The sequence below is a fragment of the Mesorhizobium onobrychidis genome (assembly GCF_024707545.1).
GTDB lineage: Bacteria > Pseudomonadota > Alphaproteobacteria > Rhizobiales > Rhizobiaceae > Mesorhizobium > Mesorhizobium onobrychidis.
On the sequence record NZ_CP062229.1, the window covers coordinates 5,283,486 to 5,298,619 of the forward strand.

Genomic DNA, 15,134 nt, shown 5'->3' on the forward strand with positions numbered 1-15,134 from the left:
GCTCCCACTTTTCGGGAACATGCTCTAATGCGGAAACTCCAGCCCCATCTCGCGATAGCGCTCGGGGTCGTCGCCCCAGTTCTCGCGCACCTTGACGAACAGGAACAGATGCACCTTCTGTTCGAGGATACCGGATATCTCCATGCGTGCCGCCTGGCCGATGGCACGGATCGTCTCGCCCTTGTGGCCGAGCACGATCTTCTTCTGGCTGTCGCGTTCGACATAGATGGTCTGGTCGATGCGCACCGAGCCGTCCTTCTTCTCTTCCCATTTCTCGGTCTCGATATGGGAGGAATAGGGCAGTTCCTGATGCAGCCTGAGATAGAGCTTTTCGCGAGTGATCTCCGCCGCCAGCTGACGCATCGGCAGGTCGGAGATCTGGTCCTCCGGGTAATACCAGGGGCCGGCAGGCAGGGTTTCGGCCAGATAGTCGAGCAGGTCCTTGCAACCCGACCCGGTTAGCGCCGAGACCATGAAGGTGCGCTTGAAGGGCACCCTTTCATTCGCTGCCGCGGACAGGGCCAGCAGCGCCTCCGGCTTGACCCGGTCGACCTTGTTGAGGATCAGCACCATCGGCTGGCGGACATCCTTCAGCCGTTCGAGGATGGCGTCGGCGTCGCCCCTGATGCCGCGCTCGGCGTCGATCAGCAACAGCACGATGTCGGCGTCCTTGGCGCCACCCCAGGCGGTCGTCACCATCGCCGTGTCCAACCGCCGCTTCGGCCTGAAAATGCCCGGCGTGTCGACGAAGACGATCTGTGTGTTGTTGTGGATGGCGATGCCGCGCACGATGGCGCGCGTCGTCTGCACCTTGTGGGTGACGATCGACACCTTGGCGCCGACCAGTTGGTTGACCAGCGTCGATTTCCCCGCATTGGGCGCGCCGATCAGCGCGACGAAGCCGGAGTGTGTGACGGCAGCTTCTGTTGCCGGCGGGACGTCATCGGTGGCGGTCATGCCGCGCTCCCCTTATTGAGCCAGACGCCTTCGCGCAACAGCAGTGCAGTGGCCGCGGCTTGCTCGGCCTCGCGCTTGGAGCGCCCGCTGCCGATCGCCGGCGGATAGGCGCCGACCTTGACGCTGACGGTGAATAGCGGATCGTGGTCCGGTCCCTCGCGGCTGTCAATTATGTAGACCGGCACGGCGCCTGCCGCCTGATGCGCCCATTCCTGCAGTTCGGTCTTGGCATCGCGGCGGGCGGCACCGATGGCCTGCGAGCGCGGCCGCCAGTATTTGTGGATGAAGGCGCGGGCCGCCTCCAGCCCGCCGTCGAGATAGAGCACGGCGATCAGCGATTCCAGCGCATCAGCCCGCAGATTGACGCGTTTGCGCCCGTCCAGGCCGCGTACGTCCGAGCCGGCACGGATCAACTCCGGCAGGCCGATCTCCTCGGCGATGTCCGCCAGCACCTCGGCATTGACCAGCGCGTTGAGCCGGAGCGACAGCTCACCTTCGGCAGCGTCCGGATACGCCGCCAGCAGCATGTCGGCGACGACCAGTCCGAGGACGCGGTCGCCCAGGAATTCGAAACGCTGATAGTCGATGCCGGCATGGTTGCTGCGGGCGCTGGCATGGGTCAGCGCGCGCTGCAGGCGCTGGCGGTCGGCAAAGGCGTGGCCGGTGCGCTCCATGAGCGCTTCGGCGAGCGCGTCGACGGTCAGCCGTTTTGTCGCCGCCATGATCCTAATTGACGAAATGGAGCAGGCGCGACGCGCGCATCAGCGACGGCCATTTCCAGATTTCGAGCGGGCTGGCGCTGCCGCCGATCGAGAAGAAGATGAGATTGGCGCGGCCAACCAAGTTGTCGTCGGGCACGAAACCTACGGTGAAGCGGCTGTCCGAGGAATTGTCTCTGTTATCGCCCATCATGAAATAGTGGCCGGGCGGCACGTCGAATTCCTGAGTGTTGTCACCGATCGAGTTGGGTATCAGGTCGAGCGTGTCATAGCTGACGCCATTCGGCAAGGTCTCGCGATAGACGTCGACCGGCCCGCTCTCCTCGGTAATGTCGCGATTGTCGATCTGCCCGACCTTCTGGCGTGGCACGCCGACGCCGTTGATGAAGAGCTGGCCGTCCCTGACCTGGATCTTGTCGCCCGGCAGGCCGACGACGCGCTTGATGTAGTCGACGGAGGGGTCCGGCGGGAACTTGAACACCGCCACGTCGCCGCGCTTCGGCTCGGCGCCCCAGATGCGGCCCGAAAAGATGTCCGGCCCGAACGGCAGCGAATAGCGGGAGAAGCCGTAGGACCATTTGGTGACGAAGAGATAGTCGCCTTCAAGCAAGGTCGGCCGCATCGACCCGGACGGGATAGAGAATGGCTGAAACAGGAGCGTGCGGATAACCAGAGCGAGCAACAGCGCCTGGACGATGACGCTGACGGTTTCGCCAAGCCCGCCGGATTTCTTCTGGGATTTTTCAGCCACGCTCATGTCGTCCTCGATTATGCATTGGTTGGTATAGAGTCACGGCGCGCGCTGGGCAACGTCATGCCGGTGGTCAGATGCAATCAATACGGCGCTTCTTCGACGGGCAACGCCTCGATGATCACAAAGGCTTGAGCAAGCGGAAACTCGTCGGTGATGGTGAGGTGAATCGCCGCTCTGTGGCCGTCAGGCAGGATTTTGTCCAGCTGAGCCGCGGCCCCGCCGGTCAGCGCCATGGTCGGCTTGCCGCTGGCCAGGTTGACGACGCCCATGTCGCGCCAGAACACCCCTTGCGCCATACCGGTGCCCAGCGCCTTGGCGCAGGCCTCCTTGGCAGCGAAGCGCTTGGCATAGGAAGCGACGCGGGCGCCGCGGTTTTCGGAGCGGGCCTGTTCGACTTCGGTATAGATGCGCTGGATGAAGCGCTGGCCATGGCGCTCCAGCGATTTTTCGATGCGTCTGATATCAATCAGGTCGCTGCCGATACCAATGATCATTCGGCGGGAACTTCCCGTCCGGCGATTCCAGCTCTGTCCGCCAGGCGCAGCGAGCGCGAGAAAGAGCGGCGTGGCCACAGATAGGTACGCATCCGCTCGAGAAAACCATCAGGCTTGCGGCGTCGAAAAAGCACTCTGTTCCATTTCCTGATATCCAAAAGCTGCCGCTCCGACCACCCGGGCGCGACAGCCACATCTTGCGCTTTGCCGCCGTCGAAAGGCAACAACCACCTTGATATAGCGATACGCTGGCCGAAGGACAACCGAAGCTCGTCGGGCGCCCGGGCGGCGGATTTGAGGAGGCGAATTCGGCGCAGAGATCAGCAGCAACCCCAGCTAACTACGGTCCATACTCGCTGACCTCGACAAGATTGCCGTCCGGGTCGCGGAAATAAACCGACATCATCGGGCCACGGGCGCCGATCCGCTCGACCGGCCCGACTTCGACGGCAACGCCGTTGCCCGCCAGGCTGGCGCATATCTCGGAGAGCGGACGGGCGGCGACCAGGCAGAAATCCGCGGAGCCCGGAGTGGGCGCCCTGGCCTTCGGCTCGAAAGTGTGGCCTGCCTCATGCACGTTGATCTTCTGCGTTCCGAAAAACAGCGCCGTCGGCAGGTTCGGTGCGTCGACGCGCTTGAAGCCGAGCACGCGCTGATAGAAGGCGCAGGTGGCTTCGACGGAGCGAACCGTCAGCACGAAATGATCGATGCCGGTAATCACGGCAGCGCCTCCGTTACCTTGTTTTATGCATGTCGTTGTCCCAAATCGCTGCACACTTTTGGTCGACATGCGTCAGATGTTGCGGCTGCCGGGCTTGATGGCCGGTATGGCGGCGAGCTCGGGCGGCAGCTTGTCAGCCGGGTAGGCCGGAACCTCGTACTCGGCGAGCGCGATCAGTGGCACGCCGACATCCGTCTTGCCGGCCGAGCGGTCGATGATGCAGGCAGCGGCAACGACCTCGGCGCCAAGCGCGCGCAGGCAGTCGACGGTCTCGCGGATCGACAGGCCGGTGGTGACGATGTCCTCGACGATGACGACGCGCGAACCCCTGGCGATCTCGAAGCGGCGGAGCCTGAACTCGCCCCCTTCCCGCTCGACCCAGATCGCCGGTGCGCCAAGATGGCGCGAGGTCTCGTAGGCCGGGATCAGCCCGCCGATCGCCGGGCCGACGACATAGTCGATCCTGCCGGACACAGCGGCGCGGATCCTTTCGGCCAGCGCCTTGCACAGGCGCTCGGTCTTGTCGGCATGCATGAAGACCCGCGCTTTCTGCAGGAAGACCGGGCTTCGCAAGCCCGACGTCAGGATGAAATGCCCTTCGAGAACGGCACCGGCTTCACGGAAAATGCCCAGCACTTCGTCGGTGTTCATCTCTGCCTTGTCTCCAGCACGCTAGAGCGACGTGCGTCCACTTGGACGCACAAAGTACGCTCTAACTCTTTTACCTACGCATCGTGCTTTCCGAAAATCGATTCCGATTTTCGGGCCGATGCGGTAGTGATTTCTAGCCGTTCACGCGCCGCGCATCGCTGACGCTCGAATTGTCCTTGAGCTGCGACAGCAGCCGGTTCAGGTGCTTCAGGTCCCAGACTTCGAGATCGATCAGCATTTCGGTGAAATCGGGCGCGGTGCGCACCATCGACAATGTATGGATGTTGGCGTCGTTGGATGCAACGACCTGCGCGATGTCGGCCAGCGAGCCCGGCGCGTTGATGGCGGTGACCGAGACGCGCGCCGGAAACCGCTCCTTGGTGCGTTCGTCTATGTCCCAGCGCACGTCGATCCAGCGTTCGGGCTGGTCGTCGAAGGCCTGCAGCGCCGGCGACTGGATCGGATAGATGGTGATGCCGGTTCCCGGCTGCACGATGCCGACGATGCGGTCGCCGGGCACAGCACCTTCCGGCGCGAAGCGCACCGGCAGGTCGCCGCGGACGCCGCGGATCGGCACGGCGCCGTCCTTTGGCTGGTCCTTGTCCTTGCGTGCTGCGCGGCCCGGAATCTGGAACAGCATGCCGGCGGCGTTGCGGATCTTCGACCAGCCCTCCTCGCGCTGCTTGGGCGCGGCCAGCGTGACGCGCTCGTCCTTGTAGTCGGGAAACACCGCCTTCATGACATCGGTGGAGGCAAGTTCGCCGCGGCCTACCGAAGCCAGCACATCCTCGATGTCCTTGCGTGCCAGCCGATGCAGCACCGACTTCAGGCTGTCCTTGGTGAAAGTCTTGCCGGACCGTTCGAAGGCGCGTTCCAGAATGCGGATGCCGAGACCCGAATACTGCTTGCGGATGGCATTCTTGGTGGCGCGGCGGATCGCCGAGCGCGCCTTGCCGGTGACGACGACCGCTTCCCACGCCGCCGGCGGCACCTGCGCTTTGGAGCGGATGATCTCGACTTCGTCGCCATTCTTCAACTCGGTCATCAGCGGCATGATGCGACCGTTGACCTTGGCGCCGACGCAGGTGTCCCCGACATCGGTGTGCACGGCGTAGGCGAAGTCGATCGGCGTGGCGCCGCGCGGCAGCGCGATCAGCATGCCCTTGGGCGTGAAGCAGAACACCTGGTCCTGGAACAGTTCCAGCTTGGTGTTTTCGAGGAAGTCCTCGGGATTGTCGCCTTCGGCAAGCTGCTCGATGGTGCGCCGCAGCCAGGCATAGGCGTTGGTCTCCTTCGAGATCGCGTGGGCAGTGCCGTTCACCCTGCCGCCGCTGTCCTTGTAGATCGAATGCGCGGCAACGCCATATTCGGCGATCTTGTTCATCTGATAGGTGCGGATCTGCAGCTCGACGCGCTGGCGCGACGGTCCGACGATGGTGGTGTGGATCGAACGGTAGTCGTTCTGCTTCGGCGTCGAGATGTAGTCCTTGAAGCGGCCGGGCACCATCGACCATGTCGTATGGATAGCGCCGAGCGCCCGGTAGCAGTCCTCGACGGTGTCGACGACGACGCGAAAGCCGAAAATGTCGGACAGCTGCTCGAAGGACAGTGCCTTGGCCTCCATCTTGCGGAACACCGACCACGGCTTCTTCTGACGGCTCTTGACCTCGGCCTTGATCGCATATTTGTCGAACAGCGTGGACAGCGCCCTCTCGATCTCGGACAGCACGCCCTTGTTGCGTTCGAAGATTTCGGCGAGCCGCGCGGTTACGGCGCGGTAGGCTTCCGGATTGATGAAGCGGAAGGCGATCTCCTCGAGCTCCTCGCGCATGCCTTGCATGCCCATGCGCCCGGCCAGCGGCGCATAGATATCCATCGTTTCCTCGGCGATGCGCAGGCGCTTGGCTTCGGGCACATGGTCGAGGGTGCGCATGTTGTGCAAGCGGTCGGCGAGCTTGACCAGCAGCACGCGAACGTCTTCCGAGATCGCCAGCAAGAGCTTGCGCAGGTTTTCAGCCTGCTCGGCCTTCTTGGAGACGAGGTCAAGTTTCTTCAGCTTGGTCAGGCCTTCGACCAGTTTGCCCATTTCCGGACCGAACAGCTCGTCGATCTCGGCCCTGGTCGCCGTGGTGTCCTCGATCGTATCGTGCAGCAGGGCAACCGCGATCGTCGCCTCATCCATGTGCATTTCGGTGAGGATGGCGGCGACTTCGAGCGGATGCGAGAAATAGGGGTCGCCGGAGGCGCGCTTCTGGTGACCATGCTTCTGCATGGCGTAGACATAGGCCTTGTTGAGCAGCGCCTCGTTGACGTCAGGCTTGTAGCGCTGGACGCGCTCGACAAGCTCATACTGACGCATCATGGGCGGGATCTCGCAAGGCTGAAATGAATCATGCGCCGCACTGGCGTACGGCGCATGTCATAGATAACCACGAAACCGCCGACGCGAAAGTGTCGGCAGCCGTGGCGAAGATCAATAATCGTCGCTTTTTTCCGGCGGCACCAGACCTTCGATGCCGGCCAGGAGATCTTCCTCGGTCATGCGGTCGAAGGTGATGTTGTCCTCAGTATCGTCGGCATCGGTTGCCGCAGCGGCGGTACCGGTCTGGTCGGCGATCGCCTCGCCATCGGCTTCCGGCTCGTCGACCTCGACATGCTTCTGCAGCGAGTGGATCAGATCTTCCTTGAGGTCGTCGGGCGACAATGTCTCCTCGGCGATCTCGCGCAGCGCGATGACCGGATTCTTGTCGTTGTCACGAGGAACGGTGATCTGCGCGCCTTGGCTGATCTGACGGGCGCGGTGGCCGGCCAGAAGCACGAGCTCGAAGCGGTTGTCGACCTTGTCGATGCAATCTTCAACGGTTACGCGGGCCATGAGCTGCCCCTTTCATGCCTGGATTTGATGGAAAACAGGCGCGGTCCATAACCCGAACGCCGCCAAAATACAAGCTTTTTGGCAATGCCAGGTCTGGGGCCAGGTCTGGGGCCAGGTCTGGGGCCAGGTCCGGGGCCAGGTCCGGGGTCAGGTCCGGGGGCCGGGCGATGGCCGAGTGCATGCGACTATACGGCGCCGATCACAATTGCTTGCTATCAGCATCATACCCTTGGATTGCCGTAAAACCGGCGTTATCTCGAATGACGAAGGTCAGCCGGGTTATTTCAAGCCGACCGATAGTCAAGCGCATTTAGACGACCGCTTATTTCGAAAAGGAATATTTTCCATGTTCGACCCTCGGGAAAAAATCGCTCTTTTCATCGACGGTGCCAATCTTTACGCAACGTCGCGCGCCCTCGGCTTCGATATCGACTACCGCAGGCTTTTGTCGAGCTTCCAGAAGCGCGGCTATCTGCTGCGTGCTTACTACTACACCGCGCTCGTCGAGGATCAGGAATACTCCTCGATCCGGCCGCTGATCGACTGGCTCGACTACAACGGCTTCAAGGTGGTGACCAAACCAGCCAAGGAGTTCACCGACTCGACCGGCCGCCGCAAGATCAAGGGCAATATGGACATCGAGTTGACCGTCGATGCGCTGGAACTCGCCGATGTCGTCGATCATTATGTAATCTTTTCCGGCGATGGCGATTTCCGCACGCTGGTCGAGGCGCTGCAGCGGCGCGGGCGCAAGGTTTCGATCGTCTCCACTATGGCTTCGCAGCCGCCCATGATTTCCGACGATCTGCGCCGGCAGGCCGACCATTTCATCGACTTGATGACGCTGAAGAGCGAGGTCGGCCGCGATCCGTCCGAGCGGCCGGTGCGCCGGCCCGAACCGGCCGAAGTCGACGAGGACGACTATTGACGACGGCGGTCTTGACCGCTCCCTTGGTCGCGTGCCCCGACCCCGATCGCGACTGCCCGCTCTGCCCGCGGCTGCATGATTTTATCGCGCAGTGGCGGCAGCGCGAGCCGTCCTGGTTCAATGCGCCGGTGCCGACTTTCTTGCCGCCGGAGGGCGAGGATGCCGTTAAACTGTTAATTGTCGGGCTGGCGCCGGGCCTGCGCGGCGCAAACCGCACCGGACGCCCCTTCACCGGCGACTATGCCGGCGACCTGCTCTACAACATGCTGATCGCGCACGGCTTTGCTCGCGGCCAATACAAGGCGCGGCCCGATGACGGGCTGGAGCTTGTCGGCACGGCGATCACCAATGCAGTGCGCTGTGTGCCGCCTGACAACAAGCCGGTCGGCGCCGAGATTGCCACCTGCCGGACATTCCTGATGCCGACGATCGCACGGTTTAAAAACCTGCGCGCCGTGCTGGCGCTGGGCTCGATCGCGCACCAGTCGACCGTGCGGGCGCTCGGCCAGCGTGTTGCCGCTTTTCCCTTCCGCCACGGCGGGCAGCAGCAAACCAATGGCGTCACGCTGTTCTCCAGCTACCATTGCTCGCGCTACAACACCAACACCGGCGTCCTGACCGAAGCGATGTTCGTCAACGTCTTCAGCCAGATAGAAGAGTTTTTGCAGAAATAAGAGTCGGACGCGCCGCCGTCAGTTGGCTAGAAGCCCTCCAGGACGATCTTTCCCTTGGCCTTGCCGCTCTCGATCAGCGCATGGGCGCGCTTCAAATTGGCGGCATTGATGAGGCCGCCAGTCTCGCCAAGCGTCGTCCGGATCGCGCCAGTGTCAACCAGCCTCGCCAATTGGTTCAGATGTTCGCCTTGCGCCGCCATGTCCGCCGTCTCGAACATCGAGCGGGTGAACATGAACTCCCAATGCACCGAGACGCTCTTGCGCTTGAACGGATTGATGTCGAGCGATTTCGGATCATCGATAACCGCGAAACGTCCTTGCGGCGCGATCGACTCGGCGATCTCGGCCAGATGCTGGTCAGTGTTCGTCGTCGAGAACACGAAGCTAGGGGCACCGATACCCAGTGCTGCGACTTCGGCTGCCAGCGGCCTGGAATGATCGACGACATAATGGGCGCCGAGCCCGAGCGCCCAGTCCCGTGTTTCAGGCCTCGACGCGGTGGCAATCACCCTCAGGCCGGTCAACTGCCTCGCAAGCTGCACCGCGATTGATCCGACGCCGCCGGCGCCGCCGATGATCAGGATGGCGGGTTCCGCACCCGCCACGGGCTTCCTGACATCGAGACGATCAAACAGGGTCTCCCAGGCGGTGACCGCCGTCAGCGGCAGCGCTGCTGCTTCCGCATAGCCGAGTGAGGTCGGCTTGCGGCCGACGAGCCGCTCGTCGACAAGATGGAACTCGGCATTGGTGCCTTGCGGCGCCAAGGCACCGGAATAGAAGACATCGTCGCCGGGCCTGAAGAGACTCGCATTCGCGCCGGTCGCGACAACCCGGCCAGCAGCATCCCAACCGAGCACCCGCCATTGACCGGCTTCGGGAGCGACGCTGCGCCGCACCTTGGTGTCGACCGGATTGACCGAGATCGCCTTCACCTCGACCAGCAGGTCGCGTCCCTTGGGCTCGGGCTTCGGCAGTTCGATATCGACGAGGGAGGCATCATCGGTGATGGGAGCTGGGATTTGATAACCGACGGCGCGCATCTTCATCTTCATGATCGCTGTTGTAAGCGATAGACATGCTGTCTACGATCACCGTGCGCAAGAATGCACATATAAAGCACATAGTGTCGAAAAGGATACCGTCATGCCGCGTATTCGCCACGACCGATTTGATTGCAGCCCCGGCTGCACCGTGGAGGGAACGCTCCGCTACATCGACGGAAAATGGAAAGGTGTCGTGCTCTACCATCTGTTCGAGGGCACATTGCGCTTCAACGAGATTCGCCGGCGGATACCGAACTGCACGCAGCGCATGTTGACCAACCAGCTTCGCGAGTTGGAGGCGGATGGGCTGATTGCGCGCAAGATCTATCCGCAGGTGCCGCCGAAAGTGGAATACAGCCTGACGCCGCGTGGCATGAGCCTGGAGCCGGTGATCACCGCCCTGAAGACCTGGGGCGATGCAAATGTGGCCCTTGGCCCTCAGACCTCGCAAGCCGCGGCGTAAGGGCGGCCGAGAAGCGCCTCACCCGAGGCGTTATCCCTGAATCCGTTCAGGGTGTTCGCGGGGGTTCTGAAGGCATGGATTCAGGTGGCGCCGCGAACAGTGTCGTCAGCGTTTCCTGCCTGCCCTGAAGGACATTCAGGTCGACATCGCCGCTGATGCCGTCGACGCGACCCTTGTCGTGGTACTGCCAATAGATCCAGTCGTCATGACCTGGCTGCAGCGCCAGCGAACGAATCCAGCGCGGGCGGCCGACGATCTGGGCGGCATAGACCCGTGCCGCCTCGTCGGTCACATAAAGGATCGCCGTTTTGCCGAAGGCTGCCTCGACAGGACCAAGGAAAGCCGAGAGTTCAATACTCAATTCTTCGGGCGATGGCCGCCGCGGACAATTGCCGACGAATTCGATATCCACCACCGGCGGCAGCAGCGGTTGACCGCGCGGCACGACGGAGATGAAATTCTTCGCCTGATCGGCGCCAGGCCTGCAGAAGGTGAAGAAATGATAGGCACCGACCGCCAGACCGGCCTCACGGGCCTCACGCAGATTGGCGGCGAAGGCGTCATCGACATGGTCGCCGCCTTCGGTTGCCTTGATGACGGCGAAGGCGATGTCATCGGCGGCAACACGCCGCCAGTCGATCTGCCGCTGATGATGGGAAACGTCGAGGCCCCTGACCGGATATTTGCCGCGGTCCGGAGAAAACGGATAGAAATAGAAATAGCCGCCGACCGCGACGAGGCACGCCAGGATCAGGCTGGCCGCACCCCAAAAGACGATCCGGTTCTTCATCCGGTTCTTCAAAAGAGCGGCTCCCAGTCTACCCACCCTCCTTTAGCAGCCGGCCCTTCTCGCGCGACCAGTCGCGCTGCTTTTCGGTTTCGCGCTTGTCGTGCAATTTCTTGCCGCGGCCGACGGCGAGTAAAAGCTTCGCCCGGCCCTGGTCGTTGAAATAGATTTTTAGCGGCACCAGCGTCATGCCTTCGCGATCGACGCTCTGCGACAGCTTGGCCATCTCGCGCTTGTTGAGCAGGAGTTTGCGGCGCCGGCGTGGCTCATGGTTGAAGCGGTTGGCCTGCAGGTACTCCGGCAGATAGGAGTTGATCAGCCAGATCTCGCCGCCCTCGACCGAAGCGTAACTGTCCTGGATGTTGGCCTGGCCCTGACGCAGCGACTTCACCTCGGTGCCGGTCAGCACCAGGCCGGCCTCGATCGTGTCGAGCACCTCATAAGAAAACCGCGCCTTGCGGTTTTCCGCAACGGTCTTGTTGTTGGGGTCGGCTTTTCTGACTTGATTCATGACGCCTAGAGTCCGTTTCGAAACTCGCTCCTGCGAGTCAGATGATGGTGGCACTAGAGCGCCGCGCGTTTTTCAAACGCGCAAAGGGCGCTCTAGAAGTCTGACTTTGCGCATGGTCCTTTCCGAAAGCGAACGCTTTCTGGGCCATGCGAGAACCGGAGCGGAGCGTACATATAGTACGTGAGCACCGGAAGCGCAGGTGACGCCTTCAGTTGGCCGCAGGAGTAGAGTTTCCAAACGGGCTCGCTAATTAATCAAGCCAGCGTGCTTCATCGCTGCATCGATCTTCTCGGCGGTCGACTGCTCGACGGTGACCAGCGGCGAACGCAGCACGTTCTCGATCTTGCCCAGCTTCGACAGCGCATATTTCGCGCCGGACACGCCGGGTTCGAGGAAAATCGCCTTGTGCAGCGGCAGCAGGCGGTCCTGCAAGTCCAGCGCCTTGGCGTTCTCGCCGGAAAGCGTCGCCTCCTGGAATTCGGCGCACAGCCGTGGCGCGACATTCGCCGTCACCGAGATGCAGCCGACGCCGCCATGGGCGTTGAAGCCGAGCGCCGAGGCGTCCTCGCCGGAAAGCTGGATGAAATCCTTGCCGCAGGTGGCACGCTGCTCGGAAACCCGCTCGACCTTGCCGGTGGCATCCTTGACGCCGATGATGTTCTTGAAGTCGTACACCAGCTGGCCCATCGTCTCGGGCATCATGTCGATCACCGAGCGCGGCGGAATATTGTAGATTATGATCGGCAGGCTGGTCGCCTTGGCGACCGCGGCGAAATGCGCATAGAGGCCGCGCTGCGTCGGCTTGTTGTAGTAAGGCGTGACGACGAGCGCCGCGTCGGCGCCTGCCTTCTCGGCATATTGCACTAGGCCGACCGCCTCTTCGGTGTTGTTGGAGCCGGCGCCGGCGACGACCGGAACCCGGCCCTTGGCTACCTCGATACAGACCTTGACGACTTGGCGGTGCTCGTCATGCGACAGCGTCGGCGACTCGCCGGTGGTGCCGACCGGAACCACGCCCGTCGTGCCCTCAGCGATCTGCCAGGCGATGAAGGCGCGAAACGCTTTCTCGTCGAAACGGCCGCTCTTTTCGAACGGTGTCACGAGCGCGGTAAGCGAGCCTCTCAGCATGTCGTCCAACTCCTTGGGACTAGCGCATGACCCGAAAATCGGTGTCGATTTACGGAAAGATCATGCGCCAAATTTAAAGTGCTACAGCGTCCTTTGCGCGTCCGAGAAGACGCGCGGCGCTGTAGGTGTTTTGTCGTGCGCGCCTTCTAGCCGAAAGCGAAGCGGCGCACCATAGTCTCGACACTGTTGCGCGGCAAGCATGGCGGTAGTGCCAGCAAGCGCAATTTGAAAGGCCTCGATAGCCCTGTTTACGGGCTCTTCATCACAGGCAACTAGGCTTCAGTTGATCTGTGCCTGTTGGTAATGTGTAGACAGGAAATGATGAAGACCATGCCGACCAGGCAGCCTCATTTTTTCGCGCTGGTTGGCGCAATTCTCCTGTTGACGCCGAGCCTTGTGGCCGCCGGCAAAGTCGATGTGCAGGTCACTTCGGCCATTCCGATGCCAAACCTGCAGGATAGGGGCCGGCAGGATGCGGGATCTCCGTCCGCCAGTGTCGCCAGGCTGAAGAGCGGCCTCGATGCGCTGGCGGCAAACGACATTGCCGGCGCGCGTCGAGTGCGCGATGCCCTGCCGGTCAATTCGCTCGACCAGCATATCCTTGCCTGGTCGATCGCGCTCCATGGCGGCGACAAGGTGCCAAGCGGCGAGATCGCCGATGCTGCGAAAATGCTGCCGAACTGGCCGGGCATGATCGCGTTGCGCAAGAACAGCGAGCGCGCGCTCTACCGAGAAAACCCCGCGCCAGAGATCGTGGTGCAGGCATTCGGCGGCAGCCAGCCGCAAACTATCGAGGGCGTGGTGATCCTCGCCCGCTCCTATGTCTCGCAGGGCAACGTCGAGGCGGCGCGCTCGGTGCTGTCGCCTTTCTGGCGCACCGAGAAACTGGAAGCCAAGGACGAAGCGGCGATCATCGAGGAATTCGGCAAGCTCATCGCCGCCGCCGACCACCGCTTTCGCATGGAGCGCATGTTCTATGCCGACCGGGTCAATTCCGCGCTGCGCGTCGCCGGTGTTGCCGGCGCCCAGCAACTGGCCGACGCCTGGGTGGCGGCGGACAGGGGCGACAAGAACGCGGCCAAACTGCTGAAGGCGGTGCCCGCCGCGCAGCGTTCGGCCGGCTATTTCTTCGCCCAAGCCCAATATCTGCGCAAGCAGGAGAGGTTTTCCGACGCCGCCGCAATGGTGATGAAGGCGCCGAGCGACCGCAACTCACTGATCGACCCGGATGCCTGGTGGGCCGAGCGCCGGGTGCTGTCGCGCGAACTGGTCGACCAGGGCGACATGAAAACTGCCTACAGAATAGCCGCCGCGCACGCCGCCGAAAGTGCCGCCAACGCGGCGGATGCGGAGTTCCATGCCGGCTGGTACGCGCTGCGCGGCCTCAATGATCCCAACACCGCTGCCAGGCATTTTACGCGGATCGCCGTTCTCACCCAGGGGCCGATATCGCTATCGCGCGCCTATTACTGGCTCGGCCGTGCGGCCGAAGCCGGCGGCCCCGGCAGCGCGAAGGATTATTTTACCCGTGCCGCCGCCTACGGCACGACCTTCTACGGCCAGCTCGCCGGCGAGCGCGTCGGTCGGCAGGTCCTCAACATCGCCCATCCGCAGCCGAGCGCTGCCGATCACCGGAATTTCGCCAACCGCGAAGCGGTCAGCGCCATCAGGCGGCTGCAGGAGGCGGGCTATGAGCGCTACGCCGACACGCTTTACCGCGACCTCGCTGGACAGTTGACCAGTCCCGGAGAGCTGGCGCTGCTGGCCGCGATGGCGGAAAAGCAGGGCAACCATTTCCTGGCGCTGAAAGTCGGCAAGATCGCCGGCGCGCGCGGCATAGATGTCGGCGCGCTGTCGCATCCGCTCGGCGTCATTCCCGAGACCGCAAACATTTCCGGCTCGGGCAAGGCGCTGGCCTATGCGATCGCTCGCCAGGAAAGCGAGTTCAACATCGGCGCCGTCTCCAGCGCCGGAGCGCGCGGGCTGCTGCAGCTGATGCCGGGGACAGCCAGGCAATTGGCGAAGAAGGCCGGAATGACCTTCTCGCAGGTGCGACTGACCACCGACGCCGGCTACAACGCGACCTTGGGCGCCGCCTTCCTCGGCGAGCAGCTCGGCCGCTTCGACGGCTCCTATGTACTGACCTTCGCCGGCTACAATGCCGGCCCCAACCGCGCCGCCCAATGGGTGGCTAGATATGGCGACCCGCGCGGCAAGGACATCGACGCCGTCGTCGACTGGATCGAGCGGATTCCCTACACGGAAACAAGAAGTTACGTCCAGCGCGTGATGGAGAATTACGAAGTCTACAAGATGCGCATTTCCGGTAAGTACGACATTGTGGGGGATTTGGTGGATGGGCGGAGTTGATCCGTCCAGCGTTCGGCGAAGCACCCCCCTCTGCCCTGCCGGGCATCTCCCCCTCAAGG

At 62.7% G+C, this 15,134-nt stretch carries 16 protein-coding genes and 1 pseudogene; 4 read left to right on the forward strand and 13 right to left on the reverse strand.

Going from position 1 to position 15,134, the window contains the following annotated elements:
• Positions 1 to 24 precede the first annotated feature (24 nt).
• From era to rpoZ, 9 genes and pseudogenes are all read right to left on the reverse strand, one after another.
• Entirely contained in the window at positions 25 to 957 is a 933-nt protein-coding gene (gene era, locus IHQ72_RS26355; protein WP_258118245.1) for a GTPase Era, read from the reverse strand.
• A complete protein-coding gene (gene rnc / locus IHQ72_RS26360) occupies positions 954 to 1,679 on the reverse strand; it encodes a ribonuclease III (RefSeq protein WP_258118246.1) in 726 nt (241 codons plus the stop codon). Before rnc ends, era begins: the two co-directional genes overlap by 4 nt.
• A gap of 4 nt (positions 1,680 to 1,683) precedes the next feature.
• Positions 1,684 to 2,433, reverse strand: coding sequence for a signal peptidase I (lepB, locus tag IHQ72_RS26365; protein ID WP_258118247.1), 750 nt, complete (start codon positions 2,431 to 2,433; stop codon positions 1,684 to 1,686).
• Positions 2,434 to 2,510: 77 nt separating this feature from the next.
• Positions 2,511 to 2,924 (reverse strand): holo-ACP synthase, encoded by a 414-nt coding sequence (gene acpS / locus IHQ72_RS26370; protein WP_258118248.1) that lies wholly within the window; start codon positions 2,922 to 2,924, stop codon positions 2,511 to 2,513.
• 44 nt (positions 2,925 to 2,968) lie between these two features.
• Positions 2,969 to 3,058 (reverse strand): annotated as a pseudogene (locus IHQ72_RS26375) (DUF2062 domain-containing protein); the annotation flags it as partial.
• A 206-nt stretch (positions 3,059 to 3,264) separates the two neighbouring features.
• Positions 3,265 to 3,645, reverse strand: a complete 381-nt coding sequence (locus tag IHQ72_RS26380; protein WP_258118249.1) for a VOC family protein — start codon at positions 3,643 to 3,645, stop codon at positions 3,265 to 3,267.
• A gap of 72 nt (positions 3,646 to 3,717) precedes the next feature.
• Positions 3,718 to 4,296 (reverse strand): orotate phosphoribosyltransferase, encoded by a 579-nt coding sequence (gene pyrE, locus IHQ72_RS26385; RefSeq protein WP_258118251.1) that lies wholly within the window; start codon positions 4,294 to 4,296, stop codon positions 3,718 to 3,720.
• Positions 4,297 to 4,429: 133 nt separating this feature from the next.
• Positions 4,430 to 6,658 carry a RelA/SpoT family protein gene (locus tag IHQ72_RS26390; protein ID WP_258118252.1) on the reverse strand — a complete coding sequence of 743 codons (2,229 nt, stop codon included), beginning with the start codon at positions 6,656 to 6,658 and terminating at the stop codon, positions 4,430 to 4,432.
• Positions 6,659 to 6,769: 111 nt separating this feature from the next.
• Positions 6,770 to 7,171: a DNA-directed RNA polymerase subunit omega gene (rpoZ, locus tag IHQ72_RS26395; protein ID WP_029354482.1), complete on the reverse strand. Its 402-nt coding sequence runs from the start codon at positions 7,169 to 7,171 to the stop codon at positions 6,770 to 6,772.
• A gap of 346 nt (positions 7,172 to 7,517) precedes the next feature.
• On the opposite strand from rpoZ, the gene IHQ72_RS26400 reads away from it, so the two are divergent.
• Together IHQ72_RS26400 and IHQ72_RS26405 are read left to right on the forward strand one after the other, a co-directional pair.
• The gene (locus IHQ72_RS26400) at positions 7,518 to 8,099 is read left to right on the forward strand and encodes a LabA-like NYN domain-containing protein (protein ID WP_123149816.1); all 582 of its coding nucleotides are present in this window, start codon (positions 7,518 to 7,520) and stop codon (positions 8,097 to 8,099) included.
• A complete protein-coding gene (locus tag IHQ72_RS26405; RefSeq protein ID WP_374120283.1) occupies positions 8,096 to 8,773 on the forward strand; it encodes a uracil-DNA glycosylase in 678 nt (225 codons plus the stop codon). The genes IHQ72_RS26400 and IHQ72_RS26405 overlap by 4 nt, the downstream gene beginning before the upstream one ends.
• Positions 8,774 to 8,799: 26 nt before the next feature.
• Here the strand turns inward: IHQ72_RS26405 and IHQ72_RS26410 are convergent, their stop codons facing one another.
• Entirely contained in the window at positions 8,800 to 9,813 is a 1,014-nt protein-coding gene (locus tag IHQ72_RS26410; RefSeq protein WP_258123935.1) for a zinc-binding alcohol dehydrogenase family protein, read from the reverse strand.
• Between the two features lie 103 nt (positions 9,814 to 9,916).
• Between IHQ72_RS26410 and IHQ72_RS26415 the strand changes: the two genes are divergently transcribed.
• Entirely contained in the window at positions 9,917 to 10,279 is a 363-nt protein-coding gene (locus IHQ72_RS26415) for a winged helix-turn-helix transcriptional regulator (RefSeq protein ID WP_258118255.1), read from the forward strand.
• A 46-nt stretch (positions 10,280 to 10,325) separates the two neighbouring features.
• Here the strand turns inward: IHQ72_RS26415 and IHQ72_RS26420 are convergent, their stop codons facing one another.
• From IHQ72_RS26420 to dapA, 3 genes are all read right to left on the reverse strand, one after another.
• Positions 10,326 to 11,069, reverse strand: a complete 744-nt coding sequence (locus IHQ72_RS26420; RefSeq protein WP_258118256.1) for a glycoside hydrolase family 25 protein — start codon at positions 11,067 to 11,069, stop codon at positions 10,326 to 10,328.
• A gap of 28 nt (positions 11,070 to 11,097) precedes the next feature.
• The gene (smpB, locus tag IHQ72_RS26425; protein WP_258118258.1) at positions 11,098 to 11,577 is read right to left on the reverse strand and encodes an SsrA-binding protein SmpB; all 480 of its coding nucleotides are present in this window, start codon (positions 11,575 to 11,577) and stop codon (positions 11,098 to 11,100) included.
• Positions 11,578 to 11,823: 246 nt separating this feature from the next.
• Positions 11,824 to 12,705 (reverse strand): 4-hydroxy-tetrahydrodipicolinate synthase, encoded by an 882-nt coding sequence (gene dapA, locus IHQ72_RS26430; RefSeq protein WP_258118259.1) that lies wholly within the window; start codon positions 12,703 to 12,705, stop codon positions 11,824 to 11,826.
• 330 nt (positions 12,706 to 13,035) lie between these two features.
• Between dapA and IHQ72_RS26435 the strand changes: the two genes are divergently transcribed.
• Positions 13,036 to 15,075, forward strand: a complete 2,040-nt coding sequence (locus IHQ72_RS26435; protein WP_258118260.1) for a lytic transglycosylase domain-containing protein — start codon at positions 13,036 to 13,038, stop codon at positions 15,073 to 15,075.
• The last annotated feature ends 59 nt before the right edge of the window (positions 15,076 to 15,134 follow it).